Here is a 12,931-nt window from a genome sequence, read left to right as displayed (position 1 = left end):
GTTTGTCGTTGTTTTACGCGCGACAGACTTCGAAGGAAGGCTCGATTTTCATCTCAAAAAAAGAGGGATATTGAGCAAAATTAAACTCATAAGGAGACTTAACATGCAGCAGAAAAAAATCAAATTGCAATGTATGCGGGCGGCGGCAGTCACGATGTTGATCGGTGCCGCTTGTGCCCAGGCACAGGCACAAACCAACGTCACTATCTACGGCCGGGTTGACGCCGGCATCGATTATCAAAGCAGCGTTGCGTTGAAAGATGCCAATGGCAACCTGACCGGCCAGACCGGCAGCAAGTGGGCGGCATCCGGTAATCAGTGGGGGACCAGCATGATCGGCTTCAAGGGCACCGAAGATCTGGGTGGCGGACTTAGCGCCTTCTTCCTGTTGGAATCCGGGTTTGATGCCAGAAACGGGACCACAAACGGTAGCGCCTTGTTCAATCGGCGTTCTTATGTCGGCTTGAACGGCAGCGCCGGCTCGATCAAATTCGGCAAAAACCTGTTTATCGTCAATGACATCTGGAATCTCGACCCTACGGGCCAGCAATTCATGAGTACGCAGAATCTGGTCAAGGGCCGCAACTGGCCGGGAGCCAACAACGTCATCGAATACCAGACACCAACCTGGGGCGGCTTTAACGCTACCGTGCAAACCAGTCTGGGCGAGCAGGCCGGCTCCACCAAAAATGGCCGTAAAGACGGCATTTCCCTGCTGTACTCCACCGGCGGCCTCGAACTGCGTGCTATCTATGACGTTATCCGCGATGCCAACGGCCGTTATACCGACGTCTACAGCGCTTCCAAGGATCTGATTGTGGGCGGCACCTTCACCGTGGACCAGTTGAAACTGTTCGCAGGATACGAGAATGTCTCGGCCCCGGATACCGCCGCGGCTACTGCTCCGGACAAGATCAATCATTACTGGATCGGCGCCAACTACGCGGTGACGCCTGCATTGACCCTGATCGGCGCTGCTTACCATGCCAAGCTCAATCACGATGCAGGAAGTGGTAGCCTGTTTGTGGCCGGGGCCAATTACAACCTGTCGAAACGGACTTTGTTGTACGTGGCTGTTGGCACGATGCGCAACAAGGGTAATGCCAATTTTGGAACAGAGTTCGACAGCCCGTTGCCAGGCCACGCGCAAAACGGTGGTTATGCCGGCATCAGCCACTCCTTCTAAGCGAATTTGATATAGCTGCTAAGTAGCCAGGTATCGTCCCCCTCACTGATCTTGCCGGATCCCTGAGGTTGGAGGCAACAGTCTTACGATTGTTGCCTTCTTTTTTTGCCAAGGGATATGGCGACCCTGATCGCCGCCGCAGTCTGAGGCTGTTTAGTATTTGCGTCAGTACTTACGTGTGTGCCTTGGCTGTGTGTTTGCGGGAATGTGACACTGAAAATCGCGAAGTATATTTGCCACTGGCAAATATAACAATGTTTCCGGACAAAAGAAAAGGGGCTGGATTTGCATGCAACCCCTTATATATCTTGGCTCCCCGACCCGGACTCGAACCAGGGACCTGCGGATTAACAGTCCGTCGCTCTGCCTAAGTAATAGAGCAGAGAAATATCTCATTAATGATGCAAAAAAGCCACCTTCGAAGGGTGGCTTTTCATTTCATCTTCCAAAATTTGGAATTCCATCTTCCAAAAGTTAGTAGGTACTATCGTTTAGAGCATTGAATTTATTGGGGTGGCTGATGGGGCTCGAACCCACGACAACAGGAATCACAATCCTGGACTCTACCAACTGAGCTACAGCCACCATTGCTGTACTACTGCAATTACCGTCATGCTTATTCAGCACTAAGGCAGCTGGCAATTATACAAACTTGCTCGCCGCTTGGCAAATTAATTTATCGGTTTTTATGAAATTCCTGCTGGCTGGCCGATTGTAGCCACCACCGACACCGGTGGATGCAGCTGTAGCAAGCTGGCAAACGCGGTCGTCAGGGCGGACTGGCTGCCGCTGGTGAAGGCGCTCACCTGGCCCGCATGCACGGAAGTACGCAACAGATTGTTTTCAGTCAATATCTTAACCAACTGACGGCTGACCGCGGCGCCGGTATCGATAACGGCGACCGGCCGGGTTGTCAGCTCACCAGCGATTTCTTCGATCAACGGACGGACGAAAGGGTAGTGGGTGCAGCCAAGCACCAGCGTATCGGCGCCTTGCTTTATCAGCGGACTGATATAGCGCCGTAGCAGAAGCGCGGTTTGGGCAGAACGTAATTCGCCTTTTTCAATCTGGTCGACCAGGCCGACGCAGGCCTGCAATTCAAAGCGCACGCCACTGGCCGCGCTGATTTGCTGTTGCAGTGTCAGCAGCCGGGCGCTCAGTAGCGTCGCTTTGGTGGCCAATACGCCAACGATCTTGCTCGGGCTTTGCGCGGCGGCCGGTTTGAGCCCGGGTTCGATACCGATCACCGGCAAGTCGGGATAAGCGCTGCGTATCGCCTTGATGGCGGCGGTGGTAGCGGTATTGCAAGCAACCACCAGCGCCTTGACGCCGCTTTGCAGAAGGAATTCCGTTACCGCCAGCGAGCGCGTGGAAATTTCCGCTTCCGATTTATCACCATACGGGGCGTACGCCGAATCGGCGAAATACAAAAGATCTTCGTGCGGCAGATGCTGACGAATATGCTGCAGCACCGACAAGCCGCCGATACCGGAATCAAAAATGCCGATGGGCGCAACTTGCGCCATCGGCATTTCTTGGGTGTTACCTGTCATTGCGCTTAATTTCAATCAAGTCGACTCAGATGGTGGTCACAGGAATTTTCGACAGCGCTGCATGCGCGATCTTTTCCTGCCATTCCTTCGGCCCGGTGTTGTGCACCGAAATACCGTTGGAATCGACCGCCACCGTCACCGGCATGTCCTTGACGTCAAACTCATAGATCGCTTCCATGCCGAGGTCGGCAAAGCCCAGCACCTGCGCCGATTTGATCGCCTTGGAAACCAGGTAAGCCGCGCCGCCAACCGCCATCAGGTAAGCCGATTTGTGCTTCTTGATCGATTCGATCGCGACCGGGCCGCGTTCCGATTTGCCGATCATCGAAATCAAGCCGGTTTGTTCCAGCATCATGTCGGTGAATTTATCCATGCGGGTAGCGGTAGTCGGGCCAGCCGGGCCAACCACTTCGTCGCGCACCGGATCAACCGGGCCGACGTAGTAGATCACGCGGTTGGTGAAATCCACCGGCAGCTTCTCGCCCTTGGCCAACATCTCCTGGATACGCTTGTGGGCAGCATCGCGGCCAGTCAGCATCTTGCCGTTCAACAGCAAGGTCTGGCCCGGTTTCCACGAGGCGACTTCTTCCTTGGTCAGCGTGTTGAGATCAACCCGTTTCGATTTCTCGGTATCCGGCACCCAATGCACTTCCGGCCATTCCGACAACGATGGCGGCTCCATGTAGGCCGGGCCGGAGCCGTCAAGCACGAAGTGGCCGTGGCGGGTCGCTGCGCAGTTCGGAATCATCGCCACCGGCTTCGATGCCGCGTGGGTCGGATGCATCATGATCTTGACGTCGAGCACTGTGGTCAGGCCGCCCAGTCCTTGCGCGCCGATACCCAGTGCATTGACCTTCTGGAACAGTTCGATACGCAATTCTTCAGTCTTGTTTTGCGGGCCGCGCTTGAGCAAGTCGTACATGTCGATATCTTCCATCAGCACTTGCTTCGCCATCAGCATCGCCCGTTCCGCAGTGCCGCCGATACCGATGCCCAGCATGCCCGGCGGGCACCAGCCGGCGCCCATGGTCGGCACGGTCTTCATGACCCAGTCGACCAGCGAATCGGAAGGATTCAGCATGACGAATTTGGTCTTGTTTTCCGAACCGCCGCCTTTAGCCGCGATCTGGACGTCAATCGTATTGCCCGGCACCAGTTCCATGTGCACCACGGCTGGTGTGTTGTCCTTGGTGTTCTTGCGTTCGAATTGCGGATCGGCCACGATCGACGCGCGCAGCATGTTGTCCGGATTCAGGTAACCACGGCGCACGCCTTCGTTGACGGCATCGGTGATCGAACCCTTGAAGCCTTCAAAGCGCACATCCATGCCGATTTTCAGGAACACGTTGACGATGCCGGTGTCCTGGCAGATTGGCCGCTTGCCTTCAGCGCACATGCGCGAATTGGTCAGGATCTGCGCAATCGCGTCTTTCGCCGCAGGACTTTGCTCCTGCTCGTAAGCGCGTGCCAGATGCTGGATGTAGTCGACGGGATGGTAATAGCTGATGTACTGGAGCGCAGCGGCTACCGACTCGATGAGATCTTCTTGCTTGACGGTGGTGAGGGTGGTCATGGCGTTTCTCGGTAATGGAATTCGGAATTCGGTAAAAGTATTCGGTGAAAATTCGCGATAAAAAATGATAACAAATGACAACAAGTCGACAACAAGTAGACAACAACTACATTCTGTTGCTCATTGGAATCATCGGGATGGAATAAGGTCGCTATTTTACACTTCTTGCACGGCTTTCATGGGCTGCGGCCAACTGGCCACTGCGATTCCGGTCAGCACCAGCGCCAATGCTGCAAAGTGGCCCCAGCTCAAACTCTCATGCAAAAACACCACGCCGATAAAGGCCGCGGCCAGCGGCATCAAGGCCGTGAAGATGCCCGCCACATTGGCTTGCACATGTTTGGTGCCAGTCAGCCACAGCCAGAACGCGATCACGCTTGCTGCCAGCGCATACCAGAAGATCAGCATCCACATGCCGGCAGTGACCTGGCTGAAATCATAAGAAAAGGCGGCAATGAGACCGAACGGTAGCATCAGCAACAGGCCGAACAGATGGCTGTAAGCGGTGATCCGCATCGGCGACAGGGTTTGCGTCAGGCGCTTGGAGAGCACCACGTAAGTGGCTTCGCACAATACCGCAGCCATGACAAGCAGATTGCCGATCACTGAAGTATCGCCGCCATCGGACTTGCTCAGGTTAAGCACGGCAATACCGGCAATCGCCAGCAGGATCGAAGCCAGCGTACGCGGTTGCAATCTCTCCTTGAGGATCAGGCGCGACAAAATCGCCACTGCGGCCGGCAAGGTGCTGGTGATCACGCCCGCAGCAGTTGCGGTGGTGTGCTGCACTCCATACAACATGCACAGCGTAAATAAAAACGTACCGAAGAAAGCCTGGCCAAACAATGTCAGCCATTCGTGGCGCTCCAGGCGCGGCGCTGCTTTGAAGAACTGCGGCGCCATCACGATTACGGCGATCACAAAACGCAACAGGCCGAACACCACCACCGGCATCACGGCGATGATTGCTTTACCGAAACCGATATTGGCGCCCACCAGCATCATGGCCAGTGCCAGGTAAACGTAGGATTTTGTGTGGTGCATGGACTGTAGGATTAAGCTGAATGTGCGATGATAGTCGATTGCAAGGCGGATTGCAGCGTGGATTGTGGGGCGCTGGTAGCGTTAGCATCGATCTATGTAAGGCTTGAGTAAGTGTAAAAGTTTACTTTTAGCGTCAACTTAGCGTATCTATTATTAAAAGCAGGAGACAGCATGGCGAACATCGAAACCTTTGGCCAGGAAACCCGCATTTTCCCCGCCCCGGCAGAATTTTCCAAGACTGCAGCAATTTCCGGCATGGACGCGTATCGCGCTCTGGTAGCCGAAGCCGAGCAGGACTATGAAGGATTCTGGGGCCGCTTGGCACGTGAAAACCTGCAATGGCAAACGCCTTTCACCAAGGTTCTGGACGAATCCAATGCACCATTCTACAAATGGTTCGACGACGGCAAGCTGAACGTTTCCTACAACTGTCTCGACGTGCATTTGCACAACGGCAATGCCAACAAAGTCGCGGTGATCTTTGAAACCGACAGCGGCGATGTCACCAAGGTCACTTATCAGGAATTACATAAAAAAGTCTGCCAGTTCGCCAATGGCCTGAAATCGCTCGGCATCAAGAAGGGCGACCGCGTCGTCATCTACATGCCGATGTCGGTAGAAGGCGTAGTCGCGATGCAAGCCTGCGCCCGTATCGGCGCCACCCATTCGGTAGTGTTCGGCGGCTTTTCCGCCAAGTCGCTGCAAGAGCGCATCATCGATGCCGGCGCAGTCGCCGTGCTGACCGCCGACGAACAAGCGCGTGGCGGCAAGCGTCTGCCATTGAAAGCCATCGTCGATGAAGCATTGGCTTTGGGCGGTTGCGACAGTGTCAAGAACGTAGTGGTCTACAAGCGCACCGGCGGCGACATCAATTTTGTCGCGGGCCGCGATCTGTGGCTGCATGAACTGGTAGCATCGCAGGCTGAAACCTGTGAGCCGGAATGGGTCGATGCGGAACATCCGCTGTTCATCTTGTACACCTCCGGTTCCACCGGTACGCCAAAAGGCGTGCAGCACTCGTCCGGCGGCTATCTGCTGTGGGCCGCGCTGACCATGAAATGGGTGTTCGACATCAAGCCGGACGATGTCTACTGGTGCACCGCCGATATCGGCTGGGTTACCGGCCACACCTATATTGCGTACGGCCCGACAGCTGTCGGCGCCACCCAGATCATTTTCGAAGGCGTGCCGACCTATCCTAATGCTGGCCGTTTCTGGGATATGGTGCAAAAGCACAAAGTCTCCATTTTCTACACGGCGCCGACTGCGATCCGCTCTCTGATCAAAGCTGCCGATGCTGACAAAAACATTCATCCATCGCAATACGATCTGTCGTCCCTGCGCTTGCTGGGTACGGTCGGCGAGCCGATCAATCCGGAAGCCTGGATGTGGTACCACAAGCATATCGGCGGCGAGCGTTGCCCGATTGTCGACACCTTCTGGCAAACCGAAACCGGCGGCCACATGATCTCGCCGCTGCCAGGCGCTACGCCGCTGGTACCGGGCTCCTGCACCTTGCCGTTGCCGGGTATCCAGGCGGTGATCGTCGACGAAGCGGGGCAGGAACTGCCGGATGGCCACGGCGGCATCCTGGTTGTCAAGCGCCCATGGCCGTCGATGATCCGCGCCATCTGGAACAATCCTGAGCGTTTCAAGAGCGCCTACTTCCCGCCCGAGTTCGGCGGCACGCTGTACCTTGCCGGCGACGGTGCGATCCGCAATAAAGACACCGGTTACTTCACCATCACCGGCCGCATCGATGATGTATTGAATGTTTCCGGCCATCGCATGGGCACCATGGAAATCGAATCGGCGCTGGTAGCCAATCCGATGGTTGCCGAAGCGGCCGTGGTCGGCAAGCCGGATGAAACCACCGGTGAAGCCATCTGTGCTTTCGTGGTACTCAAGCGCAGCCGCCCGACCGGCGACGAAGCAAAACAGATCGCCAAGGAATTGCGCGACTGGGTAGCCAAGGAAATCGGCCCGATCGCCAAACCGCGCGAAATCCGTTTCGGCGACAACTTGCCGAAAACCCGCTCCGGCAAAATCATGCGCCGCCTGCTGCGAGTGCTGGCCAAAGGCGAGGAGATCACTCAAGACGTCTCCACGCTGGAAAACCCGGCCATCCTGGACCAGCTCAAAGAAGCGCAATAAATGTTTTAACGGCCTATGCAACGAGCGGTTCGATCTAAGCGAGGGCAGAGTGAAGTTTCGGCATGTCTTTCCGCCAAAACTTCACTCTGCCCCTAATGCCGTTAAGTCAAGGTTACCGGTTATAGCGCTTGGCACGTCATTCCCGCGAACGCGGGAATCCATCTTAACCACCATGCTCTGCAACATGGATCCCCGCGTTCGCGGGGATGACGGAGTGACCGCATTGGTCCATCTAAAGAATACCGTTTGTGGCTTAACTTAACGGCATTAGACTCTGCTCCCGCTTAGTGGGCCACGAAGCAGAAGCAGTAAAACGAAAAGAAACAAACAGGCACTTAAGTTGATAACCAGTGCAGGATGCACCCGGCTTACGCCCTTGGACAGCCCGGTCAGCGCCTGAATAACGGTTTTCTACATAAATTTCGATTTCCGCCGGATTTGTTGCTATAATACGCGGCTTCGTGAAAATCAAATCTAACGAAGCGCTGTTGTAGTTGCAGGAGAGATGGATGAGTGGTTGAAGTCGCACGCCTGGAAAGCGTGTATAGGTTCATAGCCTATCCGGGGTTCGAATCCCCGTCTCTCCGCCAAGTGTTTATAAGGCATCCCGAGCGGGAGGTCTTTTCATTTGTACTATAGATCAGCGTAGTGGTTTTACAAATTCCGGCTTGCGTCGGTACACTCTGTTGGTGATCTTTTCGTCCACATGCGCTAGCAGCATACGGGCATGTTCCAGGGTATCTGCGTCACTGGCACACTCGCGCGTACATCATGCTCCGTGAATCTCTCAGTAACTTTGGTTTCCTGCAGCACTATAGCGGCATAGTTGCGCCACATTGAATCCCAGCCCCTCCGCCACGACCGGTCTGCTGATCAAAACAACCCTCGTTTGCGTCCGTAGCAACAGTTGAGCGTAACGCTAGCACTGTGCCGATTTCGTCATGTAATGCGGTGCGTAGTAGCAAGACAGCGTTGGTGGGCAAGGTTACGCTGTCAGCATGAAAAAAATCTCGATTCTTGATTCTCACACCGGCGGTGAACCTACCCGCCTGGTGCTCGACGGTGGTCCCGATCTTGGGGGCGGCCCTTTGTCCGAACGGCTGCAGATATTGCGCTCGCAACACGATAATTTGCGTACTGCGGTGGTGTGCGAGCCGCGCGGCTCCGATGTGCTGGTCGGTGCGCTGCTGTGCACGCCGCAGGATCCTGCTTGTGCTGCCGGCGTCATCTTCTTCAATAATGTCGGCTACCTAGGCATGTGCGGACACGGCACCATCGGCTTGATTGCTTCGCTGGCATATTTGGGACGCATGGGTACAGGTCGTTACAAAATAGAAACTCCCGTCGGGGTGGTCGAAACCGAACTGCACGACGATGGCAGCGTGACGGTGCACAATATTCCCGCGTATCGCCTGCACAAGGATGTAGTGCTGCAGGTGCCAGGTTACGGCCAGGTGGTGGGTGACATCGCCTGGGGCGGCAACTGGTTTTTCTTGATCGGTGACCATGGTCAAGATCTGCGGCAAGACAACATCGCTGCTTTGACCGATTTTTCCTGGGCGGTACGAGAGAATCTGGCGCTGGCCGGTATTACCGGCGCCAACCAGGCGCCCGTCGACCACATCGAATTGTTTGCGCCTGCTCTGCAAGATGGCAACCACAGCCGCAATTTTGTGTTGTGTCCCGGTAAAGCGTATGATCGCTCGCCCTGCGGTACCGGCACCAGTGCAAAGATTGCCTGCCTGGCGGCGGACGGCAAACTGGCGGAAGGCGCAGTCTGGCGCCAGGAAAGCATCATCGGCAGCGTATTCGAAGCCTCGTATCGGCGCCAAGGCGAGAAAATATTGCCGGTCATTCGCGGCCGCGCGCACGTCAACGCCGAAAGCAGCTTCATTTTCAACCAGAACGATCCGTTCGCCTGGGGGATCGTTTGACCATCGATGTCCTGGTAGTCGGCGCCGGCATTATCGGCGCCGCCTGCGCCGATGCGCTGGCGGCCGAGGGCTTGGCGGTAACGGTCATCGAACGCGAAGCGATCGGGAGTGGCGCCACCGCAGCTGGCATGGGGCATCTGGTGGTGATGGATGATAATCCTGCCGAACTGGCTTTGACTGCTTACTCGGTTGCTCTATGGCGGCAACTGGTCGCGGTTGATCCCAAGCCCCATGAATACAGCTGTTGCGGCACGTTATGGATCGCCGCCGATGAGGAGGAACTGGCCGTCGCGCGCGAAAAGCAGCGCACCTTGAGTGAGCACGGCATAGCTTGCGAGCTGCTGGATGCCGCGTCATTGTATGCACATGAGCCACAGCTGCGGCCCGGTTTGTGCGGTGGATTGCGGGTTAGCGCCGACGCCGTAGTGTATCCGCCCAAGAGCGCCGCGCTGCTGCTGGCTCGTGCGCAGAGCCGTGGCGCCAAGCTGCGCAGCGGCCAGGTGAGTGCTGTAATCGAAGGTGGCGTGTTACTGGCCGATGGCAGTGAAATACACGCCAGCATAGTGCTGGTGGCGAATGGCAGCGCGTCGGTACAGCTGCTGCCGGAATTACCCGTTCGCCCCAAAAAAGGTCATATCGCGATCACCGACCGCTATCCTGGAATGATCAACCATCAACTGGTCGAACTCGGCTATATCAAAAGTGCGCACGCGGCCGATGGCGATTCGGTTGCCTTCAACCTGCAGCCGCGCCCGACGGGACAGTTGCTGATTGGCTCTTCGCGTCAGTTCGATGTTACCGATAAAACTGTCGAACCGGCGATACTGGCGCGCATGCTGGCGCACGCTGCCAGTTTCGTCCCGGGGCTGACGGACTTACATGTCTTGCGCTGCTGGACAGGTCTGCGCGCCGCTAGCAGGGACGGTCTACCACTGATTGGGCCGCATCCATCGAGACCGAATGTATGGCTGGCTACCGGTCATGAAGGACTCGGTATTACCACCTCGCTGGCCACCGCGCAGCTGTTAACCGCGCAGATCGTTGGCAGGCAGACACAGATACCGATAGTGCCGTATTTGCCGGCGCGTTTCGAACAATTAGGAAGATAATATGGCTGATGACCTCACTATCACAATCCACATCAATGGCAGTCGCGTCACGGTGGATGATGGGTGCAGCGTAGCGGCTGCGCTGTCGCTGGCCGCCGCAGGTGCGCCCAGTATCACCCGGAGATCGGTCAGCGGCATGTTGCGGGCGCCATTGTGCGGCATGGGTATTTGCCAGGAATGTCGAGTCAACATCGATGGCAATCCCCATTGCCTCGCTTGCCAGACCATATGTGCAGAGGGTATGCAGATAGAAACTGCACAGGCCGCAACATGATGCGCGATTTCGACATCGTGATAGTCGGTGCCGGACCAGCTGGTCTAGCCGCTGCTCGCTGTGCCGCTCAAAGCGGTGCTGCCATAGCGCTCATTGACGACAATCCCTTGGCAGGCGGTCAGATCTGGAGAGGCGGTCCGGATCGCAGCACACATCCGCAGGCGAAAAAAATATGGACTGAATTGCAAGCGATGTCCAATGTCCAGTGGTTCATGCATAGCCGCATCGTGGGGCTGGTCGGTCCTGCGCAACTGTTGCTGGAAACATCGCAACAGGCGTTTCAGCTGGGTTATCGCAAGTTGATATTGGCGACCGGCGCGCGCGAGCGATTGTTACCGTTTCCCGGATGGACGCTAGCCGGGGTGACTGGCGCTGGCGGCTTACAGGCGCTGGTTAAAGGCGGCTACCCAGTACATGGCAAGCGCATCATCGTGGCTGGTTCCGGTCCTTTGTTGCTGGCGGTGGCGGCGACCTTGCAACAGCGCGGTGCGCAGGTGCTGCAAATACTGGAGCAAGGTAATTGGCGTCAGCTGGCTGGCTTTGCCCTGCAACTCACTCGTACGCCAGCGAAATTGAGGCAGGCCTGGCAATTGCGTGGGCAACTGGCGGGCATACCTTATCACGCCGATAGTTATGTAGTCCAAGCGGAGGGCGAGCGACAGTTACGCGCAGTGCAGGCGGTGAGTGCCGGGCAGCACAAGACGATCGCCTGCGATTATCTTGCTTGTGGATACGGTTTGCTGCCAAATACGGAATTGGCAGAGGCGATCGGTTGCCGCATCGTCGGCGGTGCGGTGCAGGTGGATATGTGGCAGCAGACCAGCATTGAAAATGTGTATTGTGCAGGTGAGGGTAGCGGCGTTGGTGGTGTCGATCTGGCGCTGGCAGAGGGGCACATAGCTGGTGCTCATGCCAGTGGGCTCGGCACTCCCGGCCCCTACTGGCTAGCGCAACGACATAGTCAGCAGGCCTTCGCCAGCCGTTTGAGCAGGGCTTTCAGATTGCGTCCTGAGCTGCGCAATTTGTGCCATTCCGATACCCTGGTCTGTCGTTGCGAAGATGTCGCGTATAGCGCTTTGCAATCGCATGCCAGCTGGCGTAGTGCGAAACTGCACACACGCTGCGGCATGGGGCCATGCCAGGGCCGGGTCTGCGGTGGCGCCACCGATTTTCTGTTCGGCTGGAAACCGGATTCGGTGCGGTTGCCGATTTCGCCAACGCGGATTGGCAGCCTGATGGCCTTGCATGGCAAGAGTGCTGCACAAGATAGCGATCTGGCAGGTTGACTTATCTCGCTCGCAGCAGCCGCCGGTATGCTCGCGGTGTCATTCCGACCGTGGCCTTGAACTGACGCGTGAAAGCGCTATGATCGTGATAGCCGCAAGCGACGGCAATTTCGGTGATGTTGCCATGACCGGCAAGCATGGCCGAAGCCGCATCTAAGCGAGTCTTGATGATCATCTGTCGTGGATTCAAGGAAAAAATCTTCTGGAAGTAGCGCTCTACCTGTGACACCGATAAATCGGCGATTTGCGCGAGATCACCGATCTGCAACTGCTGATCGTAGTGATCATGGATAAAACGCGCGGCTGCGGCGACGCGCTTATAAACAGGATGGTCCTTATCCGGCATCGCCAGATCCCGCGAAATACCTGCCATGCCGGCGATGTCGCCATGGCGGTCTCGCAACACTATTTTATGTGTTACACACCAGCCCGGCGCACAGTTAGGGTACAGGTGCAGTTCCAGTTGATCGTGGATGTCGATGCCAGTGCTCAACACTCGCATGTCCTGTTCCAGATAATTGGCACCGAACCTTGACGGGAAAATATCGCTGACAGTACGTCCCAGTAAAGCGGCCTTGTCGGGGAGCCCGCAACGTGTTACCAGCGTGCGATTGGCAAGCAGATACTGGGCTTGCTTGCCCTTGACGAAAAACACCACATCCGGCAATGCGTCAAACAGTGCTTCGGCAAAAAAGACGTTAGCCAGCGATGCTGCCAGCAGGGTACGGTCGGTCTGGACAGTTGTGTCCGTAGGCGCGGCTAACTGTTTCATTCTGACAATGGGTCGGCTAAAGTTGTATGTATCATACACACAGAAA

At 56.4% G+C, this 12,931-nt stretch carries 10 protein-coding genes and 2 tRNA genes; 7 read left to right on the top strand and 5 right to left on the bottom strand.

Translation table 11 applies throughout. The features are described 5' to 3' along the window. The first annotated feature begins 103 nt into the window (after nt 1-103). Nucleotides 104-1,186 (top strand): porin, encoded by a 1,083-nt coding sequence (locus tag KHU29_RS19075; protein WP_425514493.1) that lies wholly within the window; start codon nt 104-106, stop codon nt 1,184-1,186. A gap of 509 nt (nt 1,187-1,695) precedes the next feature. Here KHU29_RS19075 and KHU29_RS19070 read toward each other — a convergent pair. From KHU29_RS19070 to KHU29_RS19055, 4 genes are all read right to left on the bottom strand, one after another. Continuing rightward, a tRNA-His gene (locus KHU29_RS19070) sits at nt 1,696-1,771 on the bottom strand. 101 nt (nt 1,772-1,872) lie between these two features. After that, on the bottom strand, nt 1,873-2,739 hold the full coding sequence (murI, locus tag KHU29_RS19065; protein WP_246542272.1) for a glutamate racemase: 867 nt from the start codon (nt 2,737-2,739) through the stop codon (nt 1,873-1,875). A 25-nt stretch (nt 2,740-2,764) separates the two neighbouring features. Then, nucleotides 2,765-4,312, bottom strand: coding sequence for a fumarate hydratase (locus KHU29_RS19060; protein ID WP_211454751.1), 1,548 nt, complete (start codon nt 4,310-4,312; stop codon nt 2,765-2,767). A gap of 156 nt (nt 4,313-4,468) precedes the next feature. Next, the gene (locus KHU29_RS19055; RefSeq protein WP_211454750.1) at nt 4,469-5,356 is read right to left on the bottom strand and encodes a DMT family transporter; all 888 of its coding nucleotides are present in this window, start codon (nt 5,354-5,356) and stop codon (nt 4,469-4,471) included. A gap of 171 nt (nt 5,357-5,527) precedes the next feature. Between KHU29_RS19055 and acs the strand changes: the two genes are divergently transcribed. The 6 genes from acs (at nt 5,528) to KHU29_RS19025 (ending at nt 12,113) form a co-directional block, all read left to right on the top strand. Next, nucleotides 5,528-7,510 carry an acetate--CoA ligase gene (acs, locus tag KHU29_RS19050; protein ID WP_211454749.1) on the top strand — a complete coding sequence of 661 codons (1,983 nt, stop codon included), beginning with the start codon at nt 5,528-5,530 and terminating at the stop codon, nt 7,508-7,510. A 499-nt stretch (nt 7,511-8,009) separates the two neighbouring features. Further along, nucleotides 8,010-8,100, top strand: a tRNA-Ser gene (locus KHU29_RS19045). Nucleotides 8,101-8,508: 408 nt separating this feature from the next. Next, entirely contained in the window at nt 8,509-9,444 is a 936-nt protein-coding gene (locus KHU29_RS19040; RefSeq protein WP_211454747.1) for a 4-hydroxyproline epimerase, read from the top strand. Beyond that, complete coding sequence (locus KHU29_RS19035) at nt 9,441-10,553, top strand: NAD(P)/FAD-dependent oxidoreductase (protein ID WP_425514492.1); 1,113 nt, start codon at nt 9,441-9,443, stop codon at nt 10,551-10,553. The genes KHU29_RS19040 and KHU29_RS19035 overlap by 4 nt, the downstream gene beginning before the upstream one ends. Nucleotide 10,554: 1 nt before the next feature. Then, on the top strand, nt 10,555-10,827 hold the full coding sequence (locus tag KHU29_RS19030; protein WP_211454745.1) for a 2Fe-2S iron-sulfur cluster-binding protein: 273 nt from the start codon (nt 10,555-10,557) through the stop codon (nt 10,825-10,827). After that, on the top strand, nt 10,827-12,113 hold the full coding sequence (locus KHU29_RS19025) for an NAD(P)/FAD-dependent oxidoreductase (protein WP_211454775.1): 1,287 nt from the start codon (nt 10,827-10,829) through the stop codon (nt 12,111-12,113). The genes KHU29_RS19030 and KHU29_RS19025 overlap by 1 nt, the downstream gene beginning before the upstream one ends. 1 nt (nt 12,114) lies before the next feature. On the opposite strand, the gene KHU29_RS19020 is transcribed toward KHU29_RS19025, so the two are convergent. Continuing rightward, nucleotides 12,115-12,885 carry an AraC family transcriptional regulator gene (locus KHU29_RS19020; protein ID WP_211454743.1) on the bottom strand — a complete coding sequence of 257 codons (771 nt, stop codon included), beginning with the start codon at nt 12,883-12,885 and terminating at the stop codon, nt 12,115-12,117. Nucleotides 12,886-12,931 lie beyond the last annotated feature (46 nt).

This window comes from Collimonas antrihumi (assembly GCF_018304965.1).
Lineage (GTDB): Bacteria > Pseudomonadota > Gammaproteobacteria > Burkholderiales > Burkholderiaceae_D > Collimonas > Collimonas antrihumi.
Note: the sequence above shows the minus strand (reverse complement) of the source record. Positions and strands in the feature narration are given on the sequence as shown.

What these genes read in the sequence shown, in the direction of transcription:
- KHU29_RS19025 (WP_211454775.1), top strand. Translation starts at nt 10,827, where the DNA reads ATGCGCGATTTCGACATCGTGATAGTCGGTGCCGGACCAGCTGGTCTA.
- KHU29_RS19060 (WP_211454751.1), bottom strand. Translation starts at nt 4,312, where the DNA reads ATGACCACCCTCACCACCGTCAAGCAAGAAGATCTCATCGAGTCGGTA.
- KHU29_RS19020 (WP_211454743.1), bottom strand. Translation starts at nt 12,885, where the DNA reads ATGAAACAGTTAGCCGCGCCTACGGACACAACTGTCCAGACCGACCGT.
- murI (WP_246542272.1), bottom strand. Translation starts at nt 2,739, where the DNA reads ATGACAGGTAACACCCAAGAAATGCCGATGGCGCAAGTTGCGCCCATC.
- KHU29_RS19055 (WP_211454750.1), bottom strand. Translation starts at nt 5,356, where the DNA reads ATGCACCACACAAAATCCTACGTTTACCTGGCACTGGCCATGATGCTG.
- acs (WP_211454749.1), top strand. Translation starts at nt 5,528, where the DNA reads ATGGCGAACATCGAAACCTTTGGCCAGGAAACCCGCATTTTCCCCGCC.
- KHU29_RS19075 (WP_425514493.1), top strand. Translation starts at nt 104, where the DNA reads ATGCAGCAGAAAAAAATCAAATTGCAATGTATGCGGGCGGCGGCAGTC.
- KHU29_RS19030 (WP_211454745.1), top strand. Translation starts at nt 10,555, where the DNA reads ATGGCTGATGACCTCACTATCACAATCCACATCAATGGCAGTCGCGTC.
- KHU29_RS19040 (WP_211454747.1), top strand. Translation starts at nt 8,509, where the DNA reads ATGAAAAAAATCTCGATTCTTGATTCTCACACCGGCGGTGAACCTACC.